At 72.0% G+C, this 26,588-nt stretch carries 20 protein-coding genes; 9 read left to right on the top strand and 11 right to left on the bottom strand.

What is annotated here, in order from left to right:
* The first annotated feature begins 326 nt into the window (after nt 1-326).
* Nucleotides 327-2,573, top strand: a complete 2,247-nt coding sequence (locus IE217_RS25265) for a SpoIIE family protein phosphatase (protein ID WP_229865594.1) — start codon at nt 327-329, stop codon at nt 2,571-2,573.
* Between the two features lie 136 nt (nt 2,574-2,709).
* On the opposite strand, the gene IE217_RS25260 is transcribed toward IE217_RS25265, so the two are convergent.
* Complete coding sequence (locus IE217_RS25260) at nt 2,710-5,103, bottom strand: transglycosylase domain-containing protein (protein ID WP_190180242.1); 2,394 nt, start codon at nt 5,101-5,103, stop codon at nt 2,710-2,712.
* Between the two features lie 400 nt (nt 5,104-5,503).
* On the opposite strand from IE217_RS25260, the gene IE217_RS25255 reads away from it, so the two are divergent.
* The 5 genes from IE217_RS25255 to IE217_RS25235 all read left to right on the top strand — a co-directional run bounded on the left by IE217_RS25255 (nt 5,504) and on the right by IE217_RS25235 (nt 10,440).
* Nucleotides 5,504-6,397: an SPFH domain-containing protein gene (locus tag IE217_RS25255; protein WP_229865612.1), complete on the top strand. Its 894-nt coding sequence runs from the start codon at nt 5,504-5,506 to the stop codon at nt 6,395-6,397.
* The gene (locus tag IE217_RS25250) at nt 6,394-6,669 is read left to right on the top strand and encodes a type II toxin-antitoxin system antitoxin (protein ID WP_190180240.1); all 276 of its coding nucleotides are present in this window, start codon (nt 6,394-6,396) and stop codon (nt 6,667-6,669) included. The genes IE217_RS25255 and IE217_RS25250 overlap by 4 nt, the downstream gene beginning before the upstream one ends.
* A gap of 182 nt (nt 6,670-6,851) precedes the next feature.
* A complete protein-coding gene (locus IE217_RS25245) occupies nt 6,852-7,376 on the top strand; it encodes a PadR family transcriptional regulator (protein WP_189703622.1) in 525 nt (174 codons plus the stop codon).
* A complete protein-coding gene (locus tag IE217_RS25240; protein ID WP_190180239.1) occupies nt 7,373-8,062 on the top strand; it encodes an ABC transporter ATP-binding protein in 690 nt (229 codons plus the stop codon). The genes IE217_RS25245 and IE217_RS25240 overlap by 4 nt, the downstream gene beginning before the upstream one ends.
* Nucleotides 8,063-8,130: 68 nt before the next feature.
* Nucleotides 8,131-10,440, top strand: coding sequence for an ABC transporter permease (locus IE217_RS25235; RefSeq protein WP_190180238.1), 2,310 nt, complete (start codon nt 8,131-8,133; stop codon nt 10,438-10,440).
* Between the two features lie 242 nt (nt 10,441-10,682).
* Here the strand turns inward: IE217_RS25235 and IE217_RS25230 are convergent, their stop codons facing one another.
* On the bottom strand, nt 10,683-11,645 hold the full coding sequence (locus IE217_RS25230) for a LysR substrate-binding domain-containing protein (RefSeq protein WP_229865610.1): 963 nt from the start codon (nt 11,643-11,645) through the stop codon (nt 10,683-10,685).
* A 139-nt stretch (nt 11,646-11,784) separates the two neighbouring features.
* Here IE217_RS25230 and IE217_RS25225 point away from each other — a divergent pair, with 139 nt between their 5' ends.
* A complete protein-coding gene (locus IE217_RS25225) occupies nt 11,785-12,339 on the top strand; it encodes a peroxiredoxin (RefSeq protein ID WP_190180236.1) in 555 nt (184 codons plus the stop codon).
* A gap of 4 nt (nt 12,340-12,343) precedes the next feature.
* Nucleotides 12,344-12,877 carry an alkyl hydroperoxide reductase gene (locus IE217_RS25220; protein WP_190180235.1) on the top strand — a complete coding sequence of 178 codons (534 nt, stop codon included), beginning with the start codon at nt 12,344-12,346 and terminating at the stop codon, nt 12,875-12,877.
* 283 nt (nt 12,878-13,160) lie between these two features.
* Here the strand turns inward: IE217_RS25220 and IE217_RS25215 are convergent, their stop codons facing one another.
* The 7 genes from IE217_RS25215 to IE217_RS25185 form a co-directional block, all read right to left on the bottom strand.
* Nucleotides 13,161-14,441 (bottom strand): AI-2E family transporter, encoded by a 1,281-nt coding sequence (locus tag IE217_RS25215; RefSeq protein WP_229865593.1) that lies wholly within the window; start codon nt 14,439-14,441, stop codon nt 13,161-13,163.
* Between the two features lie 129 nt (nt 14,442-14,570).
* On the bottom strand, nt 14,571-15,266 hold the full coding sequence (locus IE217_RS25210; protein WP_190180234.1) for an aggregation-promoting factor C-terminal-like domain-containing protein: 696 nt from the start codon (nt 15,264-15,266) through the stop codon (nt 14,571-14,573).
* Nucleotides 15,267-15,696: 430 nt separating this feature from the next.
* Nucleotides 15,697-17,022, bottom strand: a complete 1,326-nt coding sequence (gene phoH2, locus IE217_RS25205) for an RNA 5'-3' helicase PhoH2 (protein ID WP_190180233.1) — start codon at nt 17,020-17,022, stop codon at nt 15,697-15,699.
* Between the two features lie 407 nt (nt 17,023-17,429).
* Nucleotides 17,430-18,203: an isoprenyl transferase gene (locus tag IE217_RS25200; protein ID WP_190180232.1), complete on the bottom strand. Its 774-nt coding sequence runs from the start codon at nt 18,201-18,203 to the stop codon at nt 17,430-17,432.
* An 842-nt stretch (nt 18,204-19,045) separates the two neighbouring features.
* Nucleotides 19,046-19,864, bottom strand: coding sequence for a methyltransferase domain-containing protein (locus IE217_RS25195; RefSeq protein WP_190180231.1), 819 nt, complete (start codon nt 19,862-19,864; stop codon nt 19,046-19,048).
* Nucleotides 19,865-19,942: 78 nt separating this feature from the next.
* On the bottom strand, nt 19,943-20,818 hold the full coding sequence (locus tag IE217_RS25190) for an LLM class flavin-dependent oxidoreductase (RefSeq protein WP_190180230.1): 876 nt from the start codon (nt 20,816-20,818) through the stop codon (nt 19,943-19,945).
* Nucleotides 20,819-20,885: 67 nt separating this feature from the next.
* Nucleotides 20,886-21,629, bottom strand: a complete 744-nt coding sequence (locus tag IE217_RS25185; RefSeq protein ID WP_190180229.1) for a prepilin peptidase — start codon at nt 21,627-21,629, stop codon at nt 20,886-20,888.
* A gap of 126 nt (nt 21,630-21,755) precedes the next feature.
* Between IE217_RS25185 and IE217_RS25180 the strand changes: the two genes are divergently transcribed.
* Nucleotides 21,756-22,121, top strand: coding sequence for a DUF192 domain-containing protein (locus IE217_RS25180; protein WP_190180228.1), 366 nt, complete (start codon nt 21,756-21,758; stop codon nt 22,119-22,121).
* Between the two features lie 448 nt (nt 22,122-22,569).
* On the opposite strand, the gene IE217_RS25175 is transcribed toward IE217_RS25180, so the two are convergent.
* Both IE217_RS25175 and IE217_RS25170 read right to left on the bottom strand, forming a co-directional pair.
* On the bottom strand, nt 22,570-23,871 hold the full coding sequence (locus IE217_RS25175; protein ID WP_190180227.1) for a hypothetical protein: 1,302 nt from the start codon (nt 23,869-23,871) through the stop codon (nt 22,570-22,572).
* Nucleotides 23,861-26,392, bottom strand: a complete 2,532-nt coding sequence (locus IE217_RS25170) for an AI-2E family transporter (RefSeq protein WP_190180226.1) — start codon at nt 26,390-26,392, stop codon at nt 23,861-23,863. Before IE217_RS25170 ends, IE217_RS25175 begins: the two co-directional genes overlap by 11 nt.
* Nucleotides 26,393-26,588: the final 196 nt, after the last annotated feature.

Below are 26,588 nucleotides of genomic sequence, written 5' to 3'. Positions count from 1 at the left end.
TACCAGGGCACGACCCGTGCGGGCCGCAGACGGTTCGCCGGTGGCACAGGAACAGCCTCTGACCACGCCGTAAATCCGTTCCTGGGGCACGTATTCCGGGTATCGGGTCTTCGGCGGGACCAACTGCGCGCACGCCGCGCAGCCCCGGACGGATGGATTCGACACGCGTGACGGAGCAGCCGACCTCCTTCGATCGCCCCCACTCGGGCGCCGACCCCGCGGACGCCCGTGGGGCGCTCCTGCGTGCCTCCGAGCCTCCTCAGGCTCCCGGGGCGCCCGCATTACCGCTGCAGTCGCGTCAGGGCGACACACCGCCGTGCCCGGCCGTGCCCCGGCCACCGGCCGACCCGGGAAGCGGTGCGGTCGTCGCCGGGGCCGAGCACGCCCAGTCCGGTTCCGCCGAGCCGGGCGCGCACCGGCCGCGGCCCGTGCCGGAGGCCATCCCGGCCCAGCCGGACGCGGCGGCGCGGGCGGCCGGGCCCCAGGGCGCCGGCCGGGACCCGGAGACCGGGGACGCGGACACGCCGGCGCAGGCGGGCCCGGAGGCCGCCCGCGCGGCCGCCGCCGACGCACCCCGCACGGCCGCCGACGCAACGCGCACGGCCGCCGAAGCGCCCCGCACCGCCGCCGAAGCGCCCCGCTCGGCGGCCGCGCCCGCCGAGCGGGCCCTGCGCGCCGGCCGCGAGGCGCGAGAGGGGACGGAGTCGCAGGCACCGGTACAGCGGCCCGAGCGGCGCAAGGACCGTTCCGGCCTGAAGGCCGGCGCCGGGGAGCAGCAGCGCCGGGGCGCGGCCCAGGCGCCGCCGCCGGGCGGGCAGGAGCGCCGGACCGGCCAGGGGGTCCCGTTCGGGCGGCCCATGCCGATGCGGCGGGACGGGGACCGGCTGAGGTTCGTGGGCGCGGCGACGCGCCGTATCGCGCGCGGCATGGACCTCGACGAGATCGTCATGGGGCTGTGCCGGGCCACCGTGCCCACCTTCTCCGACGCGATCCTGGTGTATCTGCGCGAGCCGCTGCCGGTGGGCGACGAGCGTCCGGTGGGCCCGCTGGTGCTGCGGCTGCGCCGCACCGACCGGATACCGGACGAGCGGGACACCGAGGGCGTCTACGTGCCCCCGCCGGTCCCGGAGCAGCCGGCCGAGCTGTCCGTGGTGACCAACGAGCTGTGCGAGGTACGGCCCGGCAGCGCGCTCGGAGAGGTGCTGCGCGGCGTGCGGCCGGTGTTCACCGACACCGAGCCGGCCCGCGTCGCGCTGGACGAACTGCTCGGCGAGGACTCGGAGTTGTCCGTACCCCCCGGGCAGCGCACGATCCTCGCCCCGCTGCGCGGCCGGCGCCGCGTGATCGGCGCCGCGCTGTTCCTGCGCCGCCCCGAGCGCCTCGCGTTCGAGCCCGACGACCTGCTGGTCGCCGCCCAGCTCGCCACGCACAGCGCGCTCGGCATCGACAAGGCGGTGCTGTACGGCCGCGAGGCCTACATCGCCGACGAACTGCAGCGCACCATGCTGCCGGAGACGCTGCCCCGCCCCACGGGCGTCCGGCTGGCGTCCCGCTATCTGCCCGCCGCCGAGACCGCGCGGGTGGGCGGCGACTGGTACGACGCGATCCCGCTGCCCGGCAGCCGGGTCGCCCTGGTCGTCGGCGACGTCATGGGCCACTCCATGACCTCGGCGGCGATCATGGGCCAGCTGCGCACGACCGCGCAGACCCTCGCCGGACTCGACCTGCCGCCGCAGGAGGTGCTGCACCACCTGGACGAGCAGGCGCAGCGCCTGGGCACCGACCGGATGGCGACCTGCCTGTACGCGGTCTACGATCCGGTGTCGCACCGCATCACCATCGCCAACGCCGGCCATCCGCCGCCCGTCCTGCTGCACCTGGGCGGGGAGGCCGAGGTGCTGCGGGTGCCGCCGGGCGCGCCGATCGGCGTGGGCGGGGTCGATTTCGAGGCGGTGGAGCTGGACGCGCCGGCCGGCGCGACCCTGCTGCTCTACACCGACGGCCTGGTCGAGTCGCGCCTGCGGGACGTGTGGACCGGGATAGAGCAGCTGCGCGAGAAGCTCGCGGCGACCGCGCAGCTCACCGGCCCGGACCATCCGCCGCCCCTGGAAGCGCTGTGCGACGACGTGCTGGACATGCTCGGTCCGGGCGACCGGGACGACGACATCGCGCTGCTCGCCGCCCGGTTCGACGGGATCGCGCCGAGCGATGTGGCGTACTGGATCCTGGACCCGGAGGACTCCGCGCCGGGACGGGCCCGCCGGCTGGCCCGGCGGGCGCTGGACCGGTGGGGTCTGGAGGAGCTCACGGACTCGGTCGAGCTGCTGGTCAGCGAGGTCGTCACCAACGCGGTGCGGTACGCGACGCGTCCGGTCACGCTGCGGCTGCTGCGCACGGACGTGCTGCGCTGCGAGGTCGGCGACGACGTGGGGCAGCTGCCGCGGCTGCGCCAGGCGCGGGCCACGGACGAGGGCGGCCGCGGGCTGTACCTGGTGAACAGGCTGGCCCGGCGCTGGGGCGCGACCCGGCTGAGCACCGGCAAGGTGGTCTGGTTCGAGCTGAACCGGGGCTGAAGCGGGGCTGAGCCGGTGACGGCGCGAGGGCACGAACGGCGCTGACGGCGCACGGGGCGCGTACGGCGCGTACGGCGCGTACGGCGAAGGGGCGCCCGGTCGGACCGGGCGCCCCTTCGCCGTGTGCGTGCAGGCTCTACTGAGCCGGCTGCCTGCTGTCGAGCTGTTGCCGGCCGCCCGGGTTGAGCGGGTTCTCGATGCTCGGGCCGCCCGAGGGTGTCCTGCTCGGCGACTGCGAGGGGGACTGGCTGGGCGAGTTGGACGGGGACTGGCTCGGGGACTTCGAGGGCGACTGGCTGGGCGACTTGGAGGGCGGCGGTGAGCTGGACGCCGACTTGGACGGCGACTGGCTCGGCGACTGCGACGGCGACTGGGAGGCCGGCGGCTGCACGGCCGCGCCCTGGTTGGTGTCCAGCTCGAACTCGGCCCTGTCCGTGACGCCGAAGGTGTAGGCCGCCCAAATCTGCGCCGGGTAGCCGCCGCCGTTGACGCGTCCTGGCGGCGGCAGGAGTCCCGTGGCGCCGGTCAGGCTCACATGCCGGTACGGGGGCTGGGGCTGCTCGCCGAAGAGGCCGACGGAGGTGACCAGGTCGGGGGTGTAGCCGGTGAACCAGGCGGACCTGTTCTCGTCGGAGGTTCCCGTCTTGCCCGCGACCTGCTGGCCGTCGCGGGCCGCGTTGGCGGCGACCGACGTCCGGGCCGTGCCGTCGTCGACGACGCCGGTCAGCACGGAGGTGACCGTGTCGGCGGCCTGGCGGCTGATGACCTGGTCGCCGATGGCGTCGGCCATGGTGACCGAGCGGCTCTTGCCCTCGGCCTTGGCGACGATGGTCGGGGTGACCTTCTTGCCGTGGTTGTCGAAGGTGGCGTAGATCCCGGCCATCTCCAGCGGGCTGGCGCCCATGGAGCCCAGCGTCTGGGCGGGCACGGCCTGCATGCCCTTGGTGTCCATGCCGAGGTCGCCGGCGGTGCTCATCACCTTCTGCATGCCCACGTCGACGCCCATCTGCGCGAAGACGGAGTTGACGGACTGGTTCATCGCCGTCTGGACGGTGATGGGCCCGTAGTCCCTGTCGTCCTCGTTGGGCGGGCCGAAGCCGACCTTGGAGCCGTGGTCGACGACCTGGCGGCCGCTGGTGCCGTCGTAGATGGTGTTGGCGTTGATCGGCAGGCCGTCCTGGGTCCTGGCGCCGCTCTCCAGGGCGGCGGCGAGGATCACCGGCTTGAAGGTGGAGGCGGGCTGGAAGTCGGTGCGGGTGGCGTTGCTGGTGTAGTGCTTGAAGTAGTCCTGGCCGCCGTACAGAGCGACGATCTTGCCGGTCTTGGGGTCGACGGAGACCGCGCCGGCCTGGACGTCGCCGTCCACCTTGCGCCTCTTCGGGTCCAGCTTGCTGGTCAGCTGCGCCTTGACCGCCTTCTCCAGCGCGGCCTGCTTCTTCTTGTCGATGTTCAGCGTGATGGTCCAGCCCCGGCCCACGACCTCGGCCTCGGCCTGGGACTGGGAGATTCCCTCGTCCTTCATCAGCTTCTGCTCGAGCTGCTTGTTGGCGAGGTCGATCAGGTAGCCCTTCTGGCCCTCAAGGCCCGGCGTGCCCCTGGGGTCCTTCGGGACGGGGAACGTCATGGTCCGGCGCTTGCCGGCGTCGAGCCAGTTCTGCTTGACCATGTTGTCCAGGACGTAGTTCCAGCGGGCCTTGACGAGCTGCTTGCCGGTCGTGGAGGCCACCGCCCAGTCGTACTGGCTGGGCGCCTGGAGCAGCGCGGCGAGGTACGCGCCCTGCTCCACCGTCAGCTTCCGCGCGTCGACGCGGTAGTAGGCCTGCGCGGCGGCCTGGATGCCGTAGGCGCCGCGGCCGTAGTAGCTGGTGTTGATGTAGCCGGCGAGTATCTGGTCCTTGGTGTACTTCTGGTCCACCTTCAACGAGATGACCAGTTCCTTCAGCTTGCGCGTGACGGTCTGGTTCTGGTCGAGGTAGTAGTTCTTGACGTACTGCTGGGTGATCGTCGAACCGCCCTGGGTGCCCCTGCCCCTGAGGGTGTTGAGCAGGCCGCGGGCCGTGCCCTTCAGGTCGACTCCGGAGTCGTGGTAGAAGGTCTTGTTCTCGGCCGCGACGAAGCAGTGCTGGACGTCCTTGGGCACCTGGTCCAGGGAGACGCTCTCGCGGTTGACCGTGCCGGCGCGGGCGAGGACGGAGCCGTCGCTGTACTTGTAGACGTTGCTCTCGCGCTGCGCGACCGCGTTGCCCTGGGGGATGTCCACCATCAGGTAGAGCACGATGAACGCGCCTATGCCGAGCAGGCACACGGCGAAGAACGTGCCGAGGATCTTCTTCCAGGTGAACAGCGCGCGTATGCCGCTCTTGCGGGCCTTGGCCGGCCGGGCCGCCGCCCGCCGGGCCGCGGCGCGGCCGCCGGGGGTCGCGCCCGCGGCGCCGTCCCCGGCACCGACCGACGGTGTCCCGGACGAGCGCCTGGGCGCCGTGCGGCGGCCGCCGCGCTGTCGCGCTCGTCTCTCTTCCGCTCGTCCCATGCGTCCGTCCGCTCCGCTTCGGTCTCGGCTTGTCTCGGCCTGTGTCGGCCTGTGTCGGCTGTCTCGTCTGTCACTCGGCTACGTGGCTCGGGTCAGCTCAGAAAACTAACACCGCCCTCTGTGACAAAGGGCCCCCGATCCGCTCTTTGCGGACGTGACAATGGGCACCCACTCCACCGGAACCGACGTACGAGAGGGGCACGGGGTTGCCACGGCCCGAAAAAGTGTTATCACTTGGCTAGACACAAGCTATGGGCCGCACGGCAGGGACGCGCGGCCCGGAACGGGGGGGACCGCCATGTCCGCACACGACGCACCGCACCCGCGGCACGACTCGCGGCACGACTCGCAGCAGGACCCGCACCACGCCTCGCACCAGGACTCGCCCGACGTACCCGAGATGCCCGCGCCACGGGTGCGGGAGTTCGCGGCCCGCAGCATCGGGGGCGGGCTCGCGCTGCTGCTCGGACTGCTCGGACTGCTGATCGCGGTGGCCCTGGTCGCGGGCGGCTCGACCCTCACCGCCGCCGGGCCCAAGGCCGCCCTGATCGTCCTCGGCGTGCTGGTGGGCATCGCCGCGCTGCTCGCGATGGCCGGGCTCAACATGGTGGCGCCGGGCGAGGCGCGCGTGGTGCAGCTCTTCGGGCGCTACCGGGGCACGATCCGCGAGGACGGGCTGCGCTGGGTGAACCCGTTCACCTCGCGCACGAAGATCTCCACGCGCGTGCGCAACCACGAGACGGCGGTCCTGAAGGTCAACGACGCCTACGGCAACCCGATCGAGCTGGCCGCGGTGGTCGTGTGGAAGGTCAACGACACCGCGCAGGCCACCTTCGAGGTTGACAACTACCTGGAGTTCGTCGCCACGCAGACCGAGGCGGCCGTGCGTCACATCGCCATCGAGTACCCCTACGACGCCCACGACGAGGCCGGCCTGTCGCTGCGCGGCAACGCCGAGGAGATCACCGAGAAGCTCGCCGTCGAGCTGCACGCGCGCGTGGACGCGGCCGGGGTGCGGATCATCGAGTCGCGGTTCACCCACCTCGCGTACGCTCCCGAGATCGCCTCCGCGATGCTCCAGCGCCAGCAGGCCGGCGCGGTCGTCGCGGCCCGGCGGCAGATCGTGGACGGCGCGGTCGGCATGGTCGAGGCGGCCCTCGCCCGGATCGCCGAGCGGGACATCGTGGAACTGGACGAGGAGCGCAAGGCGGCGATGGTGTCGAACCTGATGGTGGTGCTGTGCGGGGACCGCGCGCCGCAGCCGGTCCTCAACACGGGGACGCTCTACCAGTGACGGACTCCCCCGAGGGGCCCGAGGACGACGGGGCCACCCCGCGGCGCCGGCCGCAGCAGCGCAAGCAGGTGCTGCTGCGGCTGGACCCGTCGGTGTACGAGGCCGTGGCGCGCTGGGCCTCGGACGAACTGCGCTCGGCCAACGCCCAGATCGAGTTCCTCCTGCGCCGCGCCCTGGCGGAAGCCGGCCGCCTGCCCCGCGAGACCGGCCCCCTGCCCCGCCGGGGCCGCCCGCCGGCAAGCCCCCCGGGAAGCCCGCCCGGGCCGCGGTGAGCCGGGCGACACGGCCGCGATGAGCCGGGCGACACGGCCGCGATGAGCCCGGCGCACGGCCGCGGTGAGCTCCGTAGCACAACCGTGACAAACGGCCGTCACCTGCGGGGTGGCACGGGCCGCCATGAACTGAACACTCGGCGTATACATACCGCGTATACACGATGTGTAGAGTGCTCGGCATGTCCATCGGTCACACCCTTCTGGGACTCCTGGAGTCGGGGCCACGCCACGGTTACGACCTGAAGCGGGCCTTCGACGAGAAGTTCGGTCACGACCGGCCGCTGCACTACGGCCAGGTCTACTCGACGATGTCGCGGCTGCTGAAGAACGGTCTCGTCGAGGTCGACGGGATCGAGGCGGGCGGCGGTCCGGAGCGCAAGCGGTACGCGATCACCGAGGCCGGCATCACCGACGTCGAGCGCTGGCTCGCCACGCCGGAGAAGCCCGAGCCGTACCTCCAGTCCACGCTCTACACCAAGGTCGTCCTCGCGCTGCTCACGCACCGCGACGCCGCCGACGTCCTCGACACCCAGCGCGCCGAGCACCTGCGCAGCATGCGGATCCTCACCGACCGCAAGCGCCGGGGCGACCTCGCGGACCAGTTGATCTGCGACCACGCCCTCTTCCACCTCGAGGCCGACCTGCGGTGGCTCGAACTGACCGCCGCGCGCCTGGAGAAGCTCCGTGAGGCGGTGACCCGGTGACCCCTCCCCCCGGCTCCCTGCTGGCCGCCGAGAACCTGCGCAAGGCCTACGGCCCGACCACCGCGCTGGACGGCGCCGAGTTCTCCATCCACCCCGGCGAGATGGTCGCCGTGATGGGCCCCTCCGGCTCCGGCAAGTCGACCCTGCTGCACTGCCTGGCCGGCATCGTCACCCCCGACTCCGGTTCGATCACCTACGACGGCCGCGAGCTGTCGGCCATGAACGACGCCCAGCGCAGCGCGCTGCGGCGCTCGGAGTTCGGCTTCGTCTTCCAGTTCGGCCAGCTCGTGCCCGAGCTGACGTGCGTGGAGAACGTGGCCCTGCCGCTGCGCCTGAACGGCACCTCCCGCAAGGAGGCCGAACGGGCCGCCCTGGCCTGGATGGAGCGCCTGGAGGTCGACGACCTGCGCGGCAAGCGGCCGGGCGAGGTCTCCGGCGGCCAGGGGCAGCGGGTCGCGGTGGCGCGTGCGCTGGTCACCGGGCCGCGCGTGCTGTTCGCCGACGAGCCGACCGGCGCGCTGGACTCCCTCAACGGCGAGCGCGTGATGGAACTGCTCACCGAGGCCGCCCGCTCGGCCGGCGCCGCCGTCGTCCTCGTCACGCACGAGGCACGGGTGGCCGCCTACTCCGACCGCGAGATCGTCGTACGGGACGGCAAGTCCCGGGACATGGAGCGGATCGTATGAGGGCCCGAGGGGGGCACCTCCCTGCTCGAGCGCAGTCGAGAGCTTGGGGGAGGGCCCGGGATCTGGGCATGGGGGCCAAGTTCGCGTTCACCGGCGGACGCGAGGGCTGGATCAGGGTGCTGCTGACGGCGGTGGGCGTCGGTCTCGGCGTGGCGCTGCTGCTGCTGACCACCGCGCTGCCCAGCGCGCTCTCGGTACGGCACCACCGGGACCAGGCGCGCCTGGACTACACCTACGAGCAGCACCCCCGCCCCAAGGGCGACGACACGCTGCTGATCGCGGACATCGACACGACGTACCAGGACAAGGACGTACGCGGCCGGCTGGTGGAGCCGGAGGGGCCGCGCGCGCCGGTCGCGCCGGGCCTGACCACGTACCCGGCGCCCGGCGAGATGGTGGTCTCCCCGGCGCTGAAGAAGCTGCTCGACTCCGGCTCCGGGAAGCTGCTGCGCGAGCGGCTGCCGTACAAGGTCGTGGGCACCATCGGCGAGACCGGGCTCATCGGCTCGCAGGAACTCGCCTACTACGCGGGGGCGAAGGGCCTGGAGCAGCGCATGAACGGCTGGCAGGTCGGCCGGATCAGCGCCTTCGGCGATCCGCATCCCAGCTCCGACCGGCCGGACCCGGTGCTGATCCTGCTGGTGCTGGTCGTGTTCGTGGTGCTGCTGATGCCGGTCGCGGTGTTCATCGCCGCCGCCGTGCGCTTCGGCGGCGAGCGGCGCGACCGCCGGCTCGCCGCGCTGCGGCTGGTCGGCTCCGACAGCCGGATGACCCGCCGGATCGCGGCCGGCGAGGCCCTCGCGGGCTCGCTGCTCGGCCTGGTCTTCGGCACCGGCTTCTTCCTGCTGGGCCGTGAACTGGCGGGCTCGGTCGAGATCCTCGGCATCAGCGTCTTCCCCAGCTACCTCAACCCCACGCCGGCGCTGGCCGCGCTGGTCGCCCTCGCGGTGCCCGCGGCGGCCGTGCTGGTCACGCTGTTCGCGCTGCGCGGGGTGGTCATCGAGCCGCTGGGTGTGGTGCGGACCGCCAAGCCCGCCCGGCGCCGGCTGTGGTGGCGGGTGCTGCTGCCGCTGGCCGGACTGGCGATGCTCTACCCGATGATCGGGCAGGGCCGTGCCAACGGGAACTTCAACCAGTACCTGGTCATCGGCGGTGTGATGCTGCTGCTGGTCGGCGTGACCGCGCTGCTGCCGTGGATCGTGGAAACGGTCGTCGCCCGGCTCGGTGCGGGCGCGGTGGCCTGGCAACTGGCGGTGCGTCGGCTGCAGTTGAGCAGCGGCACGGCGGCCCGCATGGTCAACGGCATCGCGGTCGCGGTGGCCGGTGCGATCGCGCTGCAGATGCTGTTCGCCGGCGTCCAGGGCGACTACACCAGGCGGCCCGGCAACGACCTGACGCGGGCCCAGATGGAGGTGGACGTTCCGCGCGGGGTGGCGCTCGCACCGGCCGCCGAGAGGTTCTCCACCACCAAAGGCGTACGCAAGGCCGTCGCGCTGGCCTCGGCCGACGTCGGCGACGGGCCGTGGAACACCGACAACGGTCCCGCCCTCTCCGCCCAGGTCACGATCGGCGACTGCGCGGCCCTGCGCGAGGTGGCGAGCCTGTCCTCCTGCCGCGACGGCGACGCCTTCGTCGTCAGCGGCGCCGACGGCGACACCGACACCGCGAAGCTGGCCAAGCCCGGCCGCAGGCTGTACGTCAGCACGTCCTACGACGTCGGGAAGAGCCCGCGGATCACCTGGGCCGTGCCGCGTACCCTGAAGCCGGCCCGTTCGGTGAAGGACCCGGCCGGGGCCACGCGCGGCGGGTTCCTGATGACGCCGGGCGCGGTGCCGCCGAGGATCGCGGCGGCGGTCTCCGGCACGGTGTACCTGTCGCTGGACGAGTCGGTGCCGGACGTGCACGAGTACGTGCGCAACACGGCGGCCGCGGTGGATCCGATGGCCAACGCCGCGCTATGGGTCTCGACCGAGCAGTCGAAGAAGTTCACGTCGATCCGGACCGGGCTGTACGTGGGCGCCGCGTGCGTGCTGGCGCTGATCGGGGCGAGTCTGCTGGTGTCGCAGCTGGAGCAGTTGCGGGAGCGCAGGAAGCTGCTGTCGTCGCTGGTGGCGTTCGGTACGCGGAGGCGGACGCTGGGGCTGTCGGTGCTGTGGCAGACGGCGATTCCGATCGCGCTGGGGCTGGCGCTGGCGTCGGCGGTGGGGCTGGCGCTGGGTGCGGTGCTGTTGAAGATGACGGATACGCCGGTGGGGGTGGACTGGGTGAGTGTGGTGACCATGGCCGGGATCGGGGCGGGGGTCGTTCTCACGGTGACGTTGCTCAGTCTGCCGCCGTTGGTGCGGTTGATGCGGCCTGAGGGGTTGCGGACGGAGTAGGCGGGCGCCGGCTGTTCGCCCACCCGCCCGCCCGTCTCGGTGGGACGGGAGGTCCCCCCGCAGGGCTCCGCCCCGGACCCCACGCGGGGGGGCTGCGCCCCCCGTCTCGCACCCGCCCGCCCGACTCGGTGGGACACAAGGCCCCGCCACGGGGCTCCGCCCCGAACCCCGACGGGGGCTCCGCCCCCTGCACCCCCAGCCTTGTTTCTGCTCCCCCGCACTCCCAGGGGGGCGTATGCCGGTCATCTGGGGTGGTTGTCGGGCGGGGGGCCGTGCACGACTCTCACCGGGAGTTCTTTCAGGTCTTCTCGGAGGGCTGCGGCCAGTTCCTGGTATTCGGCGGCTCGGGCGGCGCCTGCGCGCATGGCCAGGGCGATGCGGCGGGACGGGGCGGGGTCGGCGAAGCGGGCGGTGAGCAGGCGGGTGCTCCGGGAGGTCTCCACCGTGAGGGCGGTGCGGGGCAGCAGGGTGCAGCCGAGGCCCCCGGCGACCAGCTGGACCAGGGTGGACAGCCCGGCCGCGGTCGTGGTGACCGGGGCGTCCTCGCGGCCGGCCTCGCGGCAGATGTCGAGGGCCTGGTCGCGCAGGCAGTGACCCTCGTCCAGGAGGAGCAGGTTTAGTTCCTTGAGGGCCTCGCGCGGTATGCCGTCGCGGCCGCCGAGCCAGTGGTCCAGCGGAGTGACGAGCACGAAGTCCTCGTCGAACAGGGGGAGCTCGACGACCCCGGGGACGCCGAGCGGTACGGCGAGCAGCAGCAGGTCGAGGCGGCCGGCGGCGAGGCCCTCCAGGAGGCTGGCGGTCTGCTCCTCGTGGACCTGGAGGTCGAGGTCGGGATAGCGGTCGTGGACGAGGCGCAGCACCGTGGGCAGCAGGTAGGGCGCCACGGTGGGGATGACCCCGAGCCGCAGTACGCCGGTGAACGGCGCGCTGACGGCCTCGGCCTCCTCCAGCAGGGCGCCGACCTCGGCGAGCACCGCCTTGGTCCGCACGGCGATGCGCTCGCCCGCGGGTGAGAGCAGCACCTTGCGCGTCGTACGCTCCAGGAGGGTGACACCCAGTGCCTCCTCCAGGGCGGAGACGGCGCCGGAGAGGGCCGGCTGACTCACGCCGATGGCCGCGGCGGCGTCGCGGAAGTGCAGGTGCTCGGCGACCGCGGCGAAGGCGCGCAGCTGTGCGAGACTCGGCTGCCTGCGCTTATTACCCAGTGTCACTGATAGCCACCTCCGATCAACTCGACCGAGTGTAGCTATTTCCGCAATCAATGCACCCTGTGCCAACATCGACAGAGTCCAACCCATGGGAAACGCCGACAAAATCGGCGTTTCCTCGCTGCAAGGAGAGCGTGTGCTCACTGTTGGTGACAAGTTCCCCGAGTTCGAACTGACCGCCTGCGTCTCGCTGGAGAAGGGCAAGGAGTTCGAGAAGATCGACCACAAGACCTACGAGGGCAAGTGGAAGGTCGTCTTCGCGTGGCCCAAGGACTTCACCTTCGTGTGCCCGACGGAGATCGCCGCCTTCGGCAAGCTGAACGACGAGTTCGCCGACCGTGACGCCCAGGTGCTCGGCTTCTCGGGCGACTCGGAGTTCGTGCACCACGCCTGGCGCAAGGACCACGACGACCTGCGTGAGCTGCCGTTCCCGATGATGGCGGACTCCAAGCACGAGCTGATGCGCGACCTCGGCATCGAGGACGAGGAGGGCTTCGCCAAGCGCGCGGTCTTCATCGTCGACCAGAACAACGAGATCCAGTTCTCCATGGTGACCGCCGGTTCCGTCGGCCGTAACCCCAAGGAGGTCCTGCGGGTCCTGGACGCCCTCCAGACGGACGAGCTGTGCCCCTGCAACTGGAGCAAGGGCGACGAGACCCTGGACCCGGTCGCGCTGCTGGCCGGTGAGTGACGAGATGTCTCTCGACACTCTGAAGTCCTCGCTGCCCGACTACGCCAAGGACCTCAAGCTCAACCTGGGCTCGGTCATCGGCAACAGCGACCTGCCGGCCCAGCAGCTGTGGGGCACGGTCCTGGCCACGGCGATCGCCGCGCGCTCGCCGATCGTGCTGCGCGAGCTGGAGCCGGAGGCGAAGGCGAACCTGTCGCCGGAGGCGTACACGGCGGCCAAGTCCGCCGCCGCGATCATGGCGATGAACAACGTCTTCTACCGCACGCGGCACCTGCTGTCCGACCATGAGTACGGCACCCTGCGCGCGGGCCTGCGGATGAACGTCATCGGCAACCCCGGCGTCGACAAGGCCGACTTCGAGCTGTGGTCCTTCGCGGTCTCCGCCATCAACGGCTGCGGGATGTGCCTCGACTCCCACGAGCAGGTCCTCCGCAAGGCGGGCGTCGAACGCGAGACCGTCCAGGAAGCCTTCAAGATAGCCGCGGTGATCCAGGCCGTGGCGACCACCCTGGACGCGGAGGCAGTCCTCTCCGAGTAGAGGCCGACCCCCACGTCCAGCCCGAACCCCGTTCACCGAAGGGTGAACGGGGTTCATCTGTTCATGCGCAAGGAGCCAGGCCCGCGGAGACAGGACCGGAGCCCACCGAGCCCCCGACGGCGGGCGCAGCCCCCGCCGGGGGCTCAGGGGCGGGCCCGAGCCGGGGGCGCAGGGGGCGGAGCCCCCGCCGGGTTCCGGGGCGGAGCCCCGTGGCGGGACCTCCCCTCCCACCGAGACGGGCGGGCGGGAAACCGGGGTCCGGGGCGGAGCCCCGGCTCGGGGCCTACTGGCCGACCGAGTCGGGCGTAGGCGCGGGCGACTCGCTACGAGCGGCAGCCGCGCTCACCGAGTACGCCCGCAAGTACCCCACCACGGTGTTCGTGACCGCCACCAACGGCACAGCCACCACCGCTCCCCCGATCCCCGCGATCATGCCGCCCGCGGCCACCGAGAGCACGACGGCCAGCGGATGCACCCGCACAGCCCGCCCGAGGATGAACGGCTGCAGCACGTGCCCCTCGATCTGCTGCACCGCCAGCACCACCACCAGCACCATCACCGCCGTGAACACACCCTGCGTCACCAGCGCGACCACCACCGCCAGCGCCCCGGACACCACGGCCCCCACCAGCGGGATGAAGGCGAACAGGAAGATGAACACGGCCAGCGGCACAGCCATCGGCACGTTCAGGAAGTAGATCCCGAGCCCGATGAAGATCGCGTCTATCAGCGCCACGATCACCGTGCCCCGCACGTACGCCGTCAGCGTCCGCCACGCCCGCGGCCCCGCCCCGGCGACCCCGGGCCGTGCCGCCGCCGGCACCAGCTTCAGCGTCCACTCCCAGATCCGCCGCCCGTCGTAGAGCAGGAACAGCGTGGAGAAGACGGTCAGCAGGATGCCGGTGAGCGCCTCGACCACGACGGTCACGCCCTCCAGGCCGGCCGACGTTATCTGGTCGGTGTTGGCGCCGATGGCGTCCCGCAGGTTCTTGGCGATCTGGTTGATCTGCTTGTCGGTGACGTGAAACGGACTGTGCAGCAGCCACTTGCGCAGCTCGTCGATGCCGTCCTGGATCTGGTTGGAGAGCGTGTCGATGTTCTCCATGACCTGCCAGGTCACGAACCACCCGATCAGCCCCATGATGACGAAGCCGAGGATCGCGGTGAGCGCGGTCGCCGGCCCGCGCGGCAGCCCGTACCGCCGCAGACGCGCCACCGTCGGCTGCATGAGCGCGGTGATGAGCAGCGCCCCCACGAAGGCGAGCACCACCAGCTGGACGGCGCTGATGACCCGCATCAGCACCCAGACGGTGCCCGCGAGCACCAGCACCCGCCAGCCCGCCTCGGCCGCGACCCGTACGCCCCAGGGCACGGCCTGTGCGGGATCGGGGCGGGCCGGTACGACGGTCACGTGGTCGGGCAGCGGCACGGCGTCGCCGGGGACCGTCTCCGGCACCGGCTCGGCGTGTTCCTTCTCCACCTCGGCGCGGCGCTCGTCCAACCGTTCACCCATTTCGGTCAGTCCGGCGCCGAGCCGGCCGAGCCACCCTGGCACTCGCGACATGATCCGTCCTTTTCCCCCGTCTCTCCCCACCACTCCCCCCTGGAGTCGTTCCGTCAGACGCTACATGGCAACAGCCCCTCCCCCTAGGACGGGGAGGGGCTGCGCTGGGTTGAGAAGCTGCGGCCGGGGTCAGTAGTTCCCGTTCGCCTGCCAGTACGACCAGGCGTCGCAGGGGCTGCCGTAGCGCTGGTTCATGTAGTTCAGGCCCCACTTGATCTGCGTGGCCGGGTTGGTCCGCCAGTCGGCGCCGGCGGAGGCCATCTTGCCGGCGGGCAGCGCCTGCACGAGCCCGTAGGCGCCGGAGGAGGGGTTGACGGCCTGGTAGTTCCAGGTGGACTCGTGGTCCACGATGTTGCTGAAGCACTGGAACTGGCCGCTCGGCACGATCTGCCGGGCGATCGCCTGGACCTGCGCGACGGTGTACGAGCTCTGGACGGGGAAGCTGGAGGCGTCCCGGGTGGCGCTGCGGCTCGCGGCCTTCTTGGCCTCGGCGCGATCCTTGGCCTCCTTCTCCGCCTTCTCGGCGGCCGCCTTCTTGGCGATCGCGGTCTCGGCGGCGGCCTTGCGCGCCGCTTCCTCCGCGTCCTTCTTGGCGGTCGTGTCGGCGGCGATGGCCTGGGCGTCGGCCTGCTGCGCGAGGGACGCGGTCTGCACCTGGGCCTGCTGGCCGACCGGTATGTCCGACAGGAGCGTGGCGTCGGCTGCGGTCGCCTCGGCGTCGTTGTTCTGGGCGACACTGCCCGAGGCAACGCCGACGACGCTACCGACAGCGGTGACCGCGGTGGCGGAGGCCACTGCGAATCCCCGGACCGAGATCCGGCTCACACGGTTTCCTTCCAGCATCGTCCGCTTCGGTGACCCTGGCGGACGCGATCGTGCCCCTGAACACTGGCCTCCCAACTGCGGGGTCACGGGAGGCGCGGGCCCGGTGGGCAACTCCCCTGTGGGAAGCGCCGCGTGGTGCTCGGGCGGCATACGGCGACGCTATGGAGTTGGGGTGGTGCTCTCGTGGTGCCGTACCTCTGGAGGTACAGCTGTGCCGTATGCGGGGCCTGACAGAACCGAGACTCTGCCGTAACCAAACACCGCAAGGCAATTCCGAGGTGCGTGTGAAAGCTCACATCTCGTTTGGCCCACGGGTTTTCCTGAAACCCCCGCACGCCAAGGCGCCGCCCGGCTAGGCTCTGAGCCTTTGCCGAACGGCGCCAACTTCCGTGTCACCGCCCCGTCGTGGGACGGGTCGGGGCGGAACCGATCAGATGTGCCCCTCCTCCAGCATTTCGGTCACAAGGGCCGCGATCTGGGACCTCTCGGACCTGGTCAGCGTCACATGGGCGAAGAGCGGATGCCCCTTCAGCTTCTCCACCACGGCGACCACGCCGTCGTAGCGGCCGACCCGCAGGTTGTCCCGCTGCGCCACGTCATGGGTCAGAACGACCCGTGAATCGGCGCCGATCCGGGACAGAACGGTCAGCAGTACGTTCCGCTCGAGCGACTGCGCCTCGTCCACGATGACGAACGCGTCGTGCAGCGACCGGCCCCGGATGTGGGTGAGCGGCAGCACCTCGAGCATCCCGCGCGCGGTGACCTCCTCGATGACCTCGCGGGAGGTGACCGCCGACAGCGTGTCGAACACGGCCTGCGCCCACGGGCTCATCTTCTCCGCCTCGGTGCCGGGCAGATAGCCGAGCTCCTGCCCGCCGACCGCGTACAGCGGGCGGAAGACCATCACCTTCTGGTGCTGACGGCGCTCCAGGACCGCTTCCAGGCCCGCGCACAGCGCCAGCGCCGACTTGCCGGTGCCGGCCCGGCCGCCCATCGACACGATCCCGACATCCGGGTCGAGCAGCAGGTCCAGCGCGATGCGCTGCTCCGCGCTCCTGCCCTTGATGCCGAACGCCTCCCGGTCGCCGCGCACCAGGCGGACGTTGCCGTCGGGCGTCACCCGGCCGAGGGCCTTCCCGCGCTCCGACTGGATCATCAGACCGGTGTGCACGGGCAGCGAGGCGGCCTCGGGGACGTGGATGCGTCCTTCCTCGAAGAGGATGTCCACCTGCTCGCCCGCCAGGGTCAGTTCGGACATCCCGGTCCAGCCGGAGGAGTCCGTGATGGCGAGTTCGGCGCGGTACTCCTCGGCGAGGAGTCCGACGGACGACGCCTTGATCCTGAGCGGCAGGTCCTTCGAGACGACGGTGACGTCGTACCCCTCGGCCTGGAGATTGCGGGCGACCGCGAGGATGCGGGAGTCGTTGTCCCCCAGGCGGTAGCCGGTGGGCAGCACGCTGGGGTCCGAGTGGTTGAGCTCGACCCGGACCGTCCCGCCGAGGTCCCCGGTCGGAATGGGGGCGTCGAGGCGGCCGTACCGGACCCGGTAGTCGTCCAGCAGTCGCAGGGCCTGCCGGGCGAAGTAGCCGAGTTCGGGATGGTGCCGCTTGGCCTCCAGTTCCGTGACCACGACGATGGGGAGCACTACCTCGTGCTCGTCGAAGCGGGTCAGGGCGTTCGGGTCCGCCAGCAGGACGCTGGTGTCGAGAACATAGGTGCGCCGGTCTGGCTTGTGGCGCTTTGTGCTGGTCACCACGGAAGGACGTACCCCCTCGGATGAGGTCGGGGAGCGACGAGATGGAGACTGGGCCGGGCGGGCGGGAACCAGTGAGGCCGGTTCACGGCCCCGCACGCGGCGGGCCGCAGACCGGCCCTCCGCGTCTTCGTCCGTGCTGGGACCGCACGGTCGGGCTGGTGCAAAGGGCCTCCCGGGCGGACGGCCCCGAGCCGCCCGCTGAGATCCGACACCCGTGGTTCGGGAGTCGACCTGTCTGGCTTATGCCCTCGAACACGCGCGGCCATGCAAATGCGCGGAACGGCGCGCGGGTGAACTCCTCGTGAAGAGGGGTTATGCCCTCCGCCGGGCCCTCCCCGGAAAGGGGCGGCCGTGGTGGCCGGCGGGCCCTCAGCCGCCGTAGGTCCTCAGCCGCCGTAGGCGGGTCCTCAGCCGCCGTAGCGGCGGTGGCGGGCGGCGTAGTCGCGCAGCGCCCGCAGGAAGTCGACCTTGCGGAAGGCCGGCCAGAAGACCTCGCAGAAGTAGTACTCGGAGTGCGCGGTCTGCCAGAGCATGAAGCCGGACAGCCGCTGCTCCCCGCTGGTGCGGATGACGAGGTCCGGGTCGGGCTGGGCCTTGGTGTAGAGGTGGCGGCCGATCATGTCGACGTCGACGGCCTCGGCGAGGTCCTCCAGCGGGGTGCCCTTGTCGTGGGCGTCCAGGAGCATGGAGCGCACGGCGTCGGCGATCTCCTGGCGGCCGCCGTAGCCGATGGCGACGTTGACCAGTATTCCCTCGACGTGGGCGGTGGTCTCCTCGGCCTCCTTGAGGGTGGCCTGCATGCCCGCCGGGAGCAGGTCCATGGTGCCGACGTGGTGCACCCGCCAGCGGCCGTCGGCGGCCAGCGAGCGCACGACGTCCTCGATGATGCCGAGGAGGGGGCCGAGCTCCTCCTGGGGGCGGTCGAAGTTGTCGGTCGACAGCAGCCACAGGGTGACCACCTTGACGTCCGTCTCGGAGCACCAGCCGAGGAACTCCTCGATCTTGTCCGCGCCGGCCCGGTGGCCCTGGGCGGTGGTGGAACCCGCGGCCTTCGCCCAGCGCCGGTTGCCGTCCATGATGACGCCGATGTGCTTGGGCACCTGAGCGTGGTCCAGGTGGCCTTCCACCCGGCGTGCGTACAGCCTGACCAGCAGGCCGCGCAGCTTGTCGCGCAGGTTCACGTGTTCGTCAGCCCCTCCGTACGGATCGGACAGGCGCGGCCGGGGCGGTGCCCCTGTCCGCGTGCGGGATTCCGGGGGTGCTTCCCTGTCCGCTCGTGGCGGCCTGTCCGTATGGCGGTCCCCGGGGGGCGAAGCCTACCCCCGACTTCCCGGGGCGCCCCAACGGGCCGGGTGAGGGGCGGTGCCCTTGGCGGGCGGGAGGCGGTGGCCGCGGCGGCGCCTGTATCAGCGGGGCGCGCCCTGACTCGTAAAAGAAAACGGGCCGGTCCGTGGGGGGGGAGACGGACCGGCCCGAGGGGGGGTTTCCACCATAACCCTTCGTAAGTGATGCTGCGTGCATCGGCGTGCCACAACTACTCTCCGGAGTCATCCGGCGACGCGTCGAAAGCGGTGGAAGCTGTCATTCCGCGCCGGATCTTGGCCGGTTCACAGCTGATTCCCAGGAAAAAGAGACGGAATGTGGCCAAATTCCGAGGGTTTGAGCCATCCGGGGCCTTTCTGCGGGTCGCCCCCGTGTCCGCCCCCGCATACCCCCTGCGGGCGACCCCGCCGCGAACGTCCGCTTGACGCCCGGCCTGGGGACGCGGCGCCGCGCAGCCCCCTCCACTGCGCGATGCCGCAGCGCAGCTTTGCTGACGCGAATCACCTTGGTCTGAACTTATGCCCAGGCGAACGGGTGACGCGAGAGGCAGCCGATAACGATGTGGAAACCGTGAGTACGGGTGGCGGGGCCGGAAGCGGGCGCGGACACGGCGATTCCCGGCCACCACCGCGGCACCGGCCCCTCGCGGCCCACGGCCCGCCGCCCACGGCCCGGCGCACTCGGCCCACGCTTCCCGGGCTCACTTCCCCGGGCCCGGCTTGCGCGCCTCGAAGAGGTGGCGGGTGCTGTGGGCGACGAACGGCCCCCGCTCCTGGATCCCTTGGTGCAGCGCGCGCAGCCGCTCCTCGTACGCCTCCACGGTGAAGCCGGGGACCATCCAGATCACCTTGCGCAGGAAGTGGACCACGGCGGCGACGTCGTGGAACTCCACGCGCAGGCGCTCGGCCCGCAGCCGCACGATCTCCAGCCCGGCCGCCTCGGCGTCCGCCCGCTCCCGGTCGGGGTGCCGGGCGTTCTTCGTGGCGTCCGGCTGTGTCCCGAGGAAGAACTCCACGAGCTCGAAGACGCTGGCGGGTCCGACGTGCTGGGCGAAGTAGGTGCCACCCGGCTCCAGTACGCGGGCGATCTCCGCCCAGTGCGGCCGTACGGGATGGCGGCTGGCGACCAGGTCGAAGGCGCCGTCGGCGAAGGGCAGCGGCGCGTCCTCCGGGGAGGCGACCACCAGGACGCCGTGGGGACGCAGCAGCGCGGAGGCCTTGGCCAGGTTGGGCGGCCAGCCCTCGGTGGCGGCGAGGACGGTGGGCGCCGCCCGGTGTCGGTCGGCGCGGTCGGCGCGGTCGAGGGCGAAGGCGAGGACCTCCCCGCCGCCGGTCTGCACGTCCAGCACGGCACGCGCGCCGGCGAGCCGCCCGGCCAGCGACACGGCGTACCCCCAGGAGGGCCGCTCCTCACTGGCCCGCCCCTCGAACCACGAGAAGTCCCACCCGTCGGTGGGGACGGCGGCGCCCTCGGCGACGAGTTCGCCGAAGGTACGCGATTCCTGGTCGGGGTGGGCCATGAGCCGATCATCGCAGTGAGGGCCCCGCGGCCGCCCCTGGTTTTCCTCCGCTGCCTCCGGTTCTCCCGCGGCAGGCTCTCACGTCACGAGTGGCCGTACCTCCCGCGCGGTGAAGCGGACGAAGCCCTCGGGGTCGGGTTCGTCGGCGGTGGGCTGGAGGATCACCGCGTCGGCGCCGGCGTCCGCGAGGTCCCGCACGGCCTTGGCGACGGTGGGCGCGTCTCCGGCCGCGCCGAGCCCCGGCACCTCGGCCAGTCCCTCGGCCGTCAGCTCGGCGCGCAGCCGGGACTCGGCGCCGGGTCCGGTGGCGGCGAGGAGGTGGACGACGACGCGGTGCGGTTCGGCGGTGCGTGCGGCCGACCTCCGTCCCTCGTCGATGAGCCGGCGGGCCCTTCGTACGCCCTCGGGTGAGGTGGCCATGGTCAGGATCGTCCCGTCCGCCGCCTCGCCGGAGAGCCGGAGGGTACGGGGCCCGGTGGCGCCGGCGAGGACGGGCGCGGGGGCGGGCGGGGGCCAGTCGAGGGCGACGTCGTCGAGGTGGACGTAACGGCCGTGCGTGGTGACCCGTTCGCCGCTCAACAGGGCGCGCAGGGCGGCGAGATGCTCGCGCAGCAGGGTCAGCGGGGACTCGGCCCGCGCGCCGACCTGGCCCATCCAGTTCTGCCCGCCGTGTCCCACCCCAATGGCGGCGCGCCCCGGGAACATCCGGTGCAGGGCGGCCGTCTCCATGGCGGTGACGGCGACGTTGCGCAGCGGCACGGGCAGCAGTCCGACGCCGACGCGCAGCCGTTCGGTCCAGGCGAGCGCGGCGGCGGCCGTGGAGATGCCGCCCTCGAGAAAGCAGTCCTCCCAGAGCCACAGCTCCTCCAACCCGGTGTCGTCGGCGAGCCGGGCGAGGGATCGCAGCCGTTCGGGCGGGAGTTGGGGGCGGAAGACAGCACCGAGTCCGGTCACGGGGGATGTCCTCCCCACCGGCGGGGGCGCTCACTCTCCTGGCGGGGCGGTGGCCGGGAGAAGTGGATCAGGTCGCGGTGGCGGCCCCCAGCAGCAGCCCCGTGAGCGCGCCGCCGAGCATGAACGGCCCCAGCGGAATGGCCGACTTGCGCCCGGCCCGCCGCAGCAGGACCAGGCCGAGCCCGTAGACGGAGCCGTAGAGCAGTCCGGCGAAGCCGCCCAGGATCAGCACCGGCCACCCGTACCACCCGAGGGCCGCGCCCAGCCCCAGCGCCAGCTTGACGTCGCCGAAGCCCATGCCGGACGGATTGACGAGGTGGAGGACGAAGTACGCGGCGCCGAGGGCGAGTCCACCGAGCAGGGCCGTGGGCCAGGAACCCGCGGAGGCCGGCAGCAGGGCGGCGAGTCCGAGAAGCGCGGCGGTGGCGGCGGCGAGGGGAAGGGTCAGCACGTCGGGGAGCCGGTGCACACGGTGGTCGACGAGCGCCAGCAGCACGCCCACCGGGGCCGCCGACAGCCAGACCACGGCCTCGGGGCGCGGCCCGGTGGCGGCGGCGAGCGCGGCGCAGACGAGGACGGTCACCGTCACGACGGCGGGGGTAGCCGGCCCGTACGTCCCGCAGGCGGGCGCGGCCGTGCAGCGGGCGCGGCCCACCCACCCGCCGAACGACCCGTCCAGCGGATGCCCTCCGTGGCACTGCCCGCGCCACGGCTGCTCCGCCTCGACCGAGAGCCGGTGCGCCGCGCGGGGCAGCAGCAGCCCGGCGCCGGCGCCCCACAGGGCGGCGAGGAGCGTCAGAGTTACGCGCACGCCGGGACCCTAGTCCGTCCGGGCGGACGTGGCATGGGTCCGTGGACCCATGCGGGGCCCACCGCGGTGGGGTTACGGTCGATGCCCACCAGGGCGGACGGCGAAGTACCGGGGAGGCGGCGGGACATGGGGCGGCGGCGCTGGCAGGACGGGCGGGGGCAGCTCACCGTGCACGGGGCGGGGGACCCGGTGACGGTCCCGCTGGAGCTGGCGACCTCGTACCGCGCCCGCACCAAGGGGCTGCTCGGCCGTACGTCCGTCGACGGCGCGATCCTGCTGTCCCCCGCGAACAGCGTGCACACCTTCCGCATGCGCATCCCGATCGACGTCGCCTACCTCGACCGCGACCTGCGCGTCCTCACGGTGGTCACCATGCCCCCGGGCCGCCTGGGCCTCCCCCGCCTCCGCTCCCGCCACGTCCTGGAGTCGGAGGCGGGCGCGATGGCGGGGTGGGGGCTGCGGGCGGGGGTGCTGGTACGGGTGACGGCGTGACGCGGGCGTGCGTCAGCCGTCCTCCAACTCGACGACCGGCCGCGTCGACCCGGTAGGCGGTGTCCTCGTCCCGGTCCACCGCCTCCGGACGGCACCTGACCGAGCGGCCGTCCACCGTGGCGACCCAGTAGGCGCTCGGCAGTTCGACCGCCGAAGGGTGCAGCACCGAACCACCCGTCCTGACCGCCGGCCCTCGGGCGAGTGATCCTTCCGTGAGGCGTCCGGCCGTCCGGTCCTCCACCGTGACGTCCAGTTCCGGCAGGAGATCACCCGGCGGCAGCCGCCGGTAGGTGCACAGCACGCGCGTCCCAGTCCCGCCCTTCCTGCGCCTGCGCCCCGTCGGCGTCGGCCACGTCCACCGCGGACTCGGGCAGCGCCAGCAGGTCGGCCAGGGCCACTCGCAGGGCGGCCGGTGCCGGATCGGCGACCGTGGAGAGGTTGCCGAACGTCAGAGCGTGGCCTCCTTGCGCACCAGGGGCGGGAGGGTGTCGTCGGCTGCGATACGGCCAAGGGCCGCGAGGGCACCGGCCGTGGTGTGATGCTGCCGGAGCATGCTCACGGCCTGGTCCGCGGCCACGCCGCAGCGGGCGTACCGCTCGGCGAGCTCGGTCGCCCACGGTGTGAGCAGAGCGCCGTCGCCGACGTACGTGCCCAGCCAGTTGAACACCTCGCCCGCGATCCAGCCGCCGATCCATGTCACCCACCGCCTGACGAACCGCGTGCCCTCCTCGCCGGCGGGGTCGCGTGGAACGCCCGGGATGCCGAGCAGCGCGCACTCGCGCATGGCCTCGGTCATGCGTTCCCTGGTGACGTGGGAGGCATAGGGCATCAGCTCCCGCATGACCTGCCGTGTCTCGAGCCAGGCGGGCGGCGGTTCCTCTCCCCCCCTTCCGCTCCAGGCGGGCGAGGGGACGGGTTCGGGCACGGGTCCGGCCGGTGCGCCGGCCAGGAGAACGGCGCGGGCGCGGGCGACGTTCTCCTCGGTCACGGGCAGAGTCGGAGGCCACTGGAAGCCGGTGGCCCAGCCGTAGGGGATCTCCCGTACGGCGGCGGGAAGCAGGGGTTCCTCTCCCCGCACCGGCTGCCGCCCGCGGGCCTCGTGGCCGGGACGGCGCAGTACGAGGAGCCGGGAACGGACGTACTGCCGGAAGTCCCCGACCTCGTCGTCGTGCACGAGCTCCAGCAGCGCGTCCTCGCCGTGCGGCCGGCCGAGGGCCATGAGCAGCCGGACTGCGGACTCCACGGCGAGGCCGACACGCACGTAGGCCGCGGCGAGGCCGGCTGCCTCCGCCTCATGCCCGGTGAAGGCTCCGCGCCCGAGGTGGGCGAAGGCGTCGGAGGCCAGGGCCTGGCGCACCGAGGTGGCCCACTCCGCGGCCGTGAGGTCGATCTGCTGCCGCGTCGGCGGCGAGGACACCGTGGGAACACCCAGCTCGGACCACTTCACCAGGACCTCGGCCACCCGCTCCCGGGTGACGTCGGCGGTGGTCGGCATGAGCCGGGTCAGCCAGGCGTCGGCCTCGTCGAGGGTGTGGTCGTCCCGGTCGTCGTAGGCGTCACGCAGTTCCTCGTCCCAGCCGTGCATGCTGTGCCGGTGACGCGGCAGGGACGCCCGCAGCACCTCGAGCGCCTGCGCCGCCCCCTCGGGCGACAGCTCCGCCAGCGCGGCTGACCTGCGGTGGGTGAGGTCGTTCCACGGCGCCGGGAGCTCGCGCATCGCGGCGGGCAGCAGGTATTCGTCACGAGACACCCAGGTACTCCATTGCTTCCTTCGGGGTCTTCATCCTCGACCAGTCCATCGTCCCCGCGGCCCTGCGGGCGTCGATCTCCGACTGCACTTTCGCCAGCTGACCCGGGGAGATGTCCTGTCCGGCGATCCGCACCGGCACGTTGTTCTTGGCCAGTGTGGTCGCCGGTGTGCCCTCGGGCTTGTATTTCACTCCGTCGCGCTTGCCGCTCTTGTAACCACTGAAGATGTTGCTCCACTTGTCGTTGGTGGCGATGTCGACCCTGGCGGCGCGACCACCTCCGTCCTTGGCCTGCCAGCGGGCCATGTCCTCGACCTGGCGCTCGAAGTCGGCCTTGATGGTGGCGTTACCGGTGTTCTTGACCTCGACGACATGGACCTTGCCGTCGTTGCCCTTGTAGAGCACGTCCGCGTCGTTGATGTCGGAGATGTCGACGCTCTCACCGTTGCCGAGGTCGACCTCCGTCTTGTTGAAGTCCTTGCCGACAGCGGTGTGCACCGTGCTGCCGGCCGCGGCTTCCACGTCAGCCGCATGCTGGACGGCGTTGAGTTCGGCCTGGGCCTGGGCGAGTTCGTCCGCGTTCTTCGCGTTGAGGATCTTGCTGGTGAGGGTCGACCGGGCCTCCTTCGAGACGTTCGGCGTCTTCGCCAGTTTTTCGATCTGATCGAGCGCCTGGGCCGCGTCCTCGGTGCCTATTTCCTTCTTGGCCGGGTCGGGATTGTCCTTCGCCCGGCCGGCGAAGTCGTCCACGTTCTTGGCGGAGTGCGGGATGCCTTCGTCCCCGAGCGCCTTCTTGGCGGCTTCCTTGCTGTGCGCCAGGTCGGCGCCGTGAGCCGCCCGGTCGGCCTCGTCGGCCTGTTTGCGGGCCTCCTCGGCCTCCTTCTTGGCCTTCTCGTCGCAGCCGTCCTCGGCGAGGATCACGTAGGGGGAGGAGGCGCCGGCGGCGAGGACGGTGGTGCCGGTGCCGGCGGAGCCGGTGAGGGGGGCGGCGGGGTCGTCGTGCGGGCCGTCGCCGTACGGGACCCTGCGCGCCGGGGCGGAGATGGTGCAGCCGGTCTTCTCGGCCTTCTTCTCGGCCTCGTCCGCCGCCTCGTCGGCCTTCTTGGCCGCCTTCTCGGCGCCCTCCACGTCCCCGGCCTTGGCGGCCCTCTTCGCGTCCTCGGCCGCCTTGCCGGCCTTCTCCGCGAGTTCGCCCAGCTTTCCGAGCTTGCCGAGTTTGCCCAGCTCGCTGAACTTCTCGACGACCTTGGCGCCGTCGTAGCCGGGGATGAAGAGCGAGCCGACGTTCCAGATGACGTGGGTGACGGCGCGGGTCTTGTCACCGTTCTTCCAGTCGTTGGCCACGTCGTCGCCGATGAACAGGTCGTAGAGGACCGTCCCGCCCGTCTTCAGCGAGGCGCCGCCCCAGCCCCACAGGGCTCCGAAGTAGTCGCCCTTGGACCACTTGTCGCGGGCGCCCTTGGAGTTCTTCCACCAGTCCTCGCCGAGCTGCTTGCCGTAGTCGCCGATGCCCTTGACGGTGTCGATGGGGTGGCTGACCAGGCCCCAGATCCCCTTGAGGTCGCCCCAGACGCCGTCCACGAACAGCCCCTGACCGACCTGCTTGACCTGGTTGCCGGCACAACCGAAGAAGGCGCCCACGCCGGAGAAGCAGCCGTCGTCCTTCTTCTTGCCGCCCTGGTTCTTCTTGTCGTCGGGCTGCTTGGGCGGGGGGTTGTTGTCGTTCTTGCCGCCGTCGGTGGTGGTGCCGCCGGTGCTGCCGGTGCCGGTGTTGTCGTTGCCCGTGCCGGTGTTGCCGGTTCCCGTGCCGGTGCCGTTGTCGCCCGCGCCCTTGCCCTTGGCGTTGGTGTCCGTGCCACCGGCACCGCCGGCCGGGGCCGCGCAGCCCGCGCCCACGACCTTGCAGACCTGGGTCTGTATGCCCCCCAATATCTGTGTGCCCAGCCCGCTGACGACGAGCGCGGTCACGATGGCCACGACGATCGCGACCATCCCGGCGTACTCGATCGCGGTCTGCCCCTCGTCCCCGCTCCCCCGGCGCCACCGGATCATCCGGGAGAGGGAGAAGCCCCGGCGCTCGGCCCGGTCGAGGGTTGGCAGCTCGTACCACTCCCGGCTCTCGGACTGGAGCAGGAAGTAGACGATCAGGATCGGCAGGAAGAGCTGGACGCCCCCGCGCGCTGACCCGGCGGCGAGGTTGGCGAGCCCGCCGAGGATCAGCCAGGCCTGCACGCCGATCAGCGCCCACCGGACCCAGGCGCCGCCCTCCCACGTCCGCCGCGCCAGCCACCACCCGAGGACGCCGGGCGCGGCCGCCCAGGCGGTGAGCGCGACGACTCCGCCGTCGAGGGCGTCGTACGACGAAGCGGTGAGCAGCAGTCCGACTCCGCCGAGGACGGTGGCGGCGAACAGCGCGTGCACGAGCACCAGCGCCACGGACAGCGACCGCGGCATCCGCTTGCGCCCGCCACGCCCGGAGGGCCACGCCCCCTCGAACTCCGGCACTCCCCCGATCGAGGCCATGCTCACTCCCCCGTGTTGACACAACTAGGGGGAGGCTAGAAAGCAACAGGCCGCCCAGGATGGGCCCGTGGACCCAAACCGACGCCCAAACACCGTCGGCTCACCGGAGATACGTGCGAGCCTCCTCCAACGGCAGCACCAAGTGCGACGAGGAACGGGGAGGGGCCACGCCTGGCGTGGGAGGAGTGGGAGCAGC

The organism is Streptomyces naganishii JCM 4654 (assembly GCF_014650575.1).
Classification (GTDB): domain Bacteria; phylum Actinomycetota; class Actinomycetes; order Streptomycetales; family Streptomycetaceae; genus Streptomyces; species Streptomyces naganishii.
The sequence above is the reverse complement of the archived record's forward strand: the minus strand, read 5'-3'. Positions and strand labels throughout refer to the sequence as shown.

What these genes read in the sequence shown, in the direction of transcription:
- IE217_RS25255 (WP_229865612.1), top strand. Translation starts at nt 5,504, where the DNA reads ATGCCCGCGCCACGGGTGCGGGAGTTCGCGGCCCGCAGCATCGGGGGC.
- IE217_RS25235 (WP_190180238.1), top strand. Translation starts at nt 8,131, where the DNA reads ATGGGGGCCAAGTTCGCGTTCACCGGCGGACGCGAGGGCTGGATCAGG.
- IE217_RS25195 (WP_190180231.1), bottom strand. Translation starts at nt 19,864, where the DNA reads ATGGCCCACCCCGACCAGGAATCGCGTACCTTCGGCGAACTCGTCGCC.
- IE217_RS25260 (WP_190180242.1), bottom strand. Translation starts at nt 5,103, where the DNA reads ATGGGACGAGCGGAAGAGAGACGAGCGCGACAGCGCGGCGGCCGCCGC.
- IE217_RS25215 (WP_229865593.1), bottom strand. Translation starts at nt 14,441, where the DNA reads ATGTCGCGAGTGCCAGGGTGGCTCGGCCGGCTCGGCGCCGGACTGACC.
- IE217_RS25220 (WP_190180235.1), top strand. Translation starts at nt 12,344, where the DNA reads ATGTCTCTCGACACTCTGAAGTCCTCGCTGCCCGACTACGCCAAGGAC.
- IE217_RS25170 (WP_190180226.1), bottom strand. Translation starts at nt 26,392, where the DNA reads ATGGCCTCGATCGGGGGAGTGCCGGAGTTCGAGGGGGCGTGGCCCTCC.
- IE217_RS25180 (WP_190180228.1), top strand. Translation starts at nt 21,756, where the DNA reads ATGGGGCGGCGGCGCTGGCAGGACGGGCGGGGGCAGCTCACCGTGCAC.
- IE217_RS25245 (WP_189703622.1), top strand. Translation starts at nt 6,852, where the DNA reads ATGTCCATCGGTCACACCCTTCTGGGACTCCTGGAGTCGGGGCCACGC.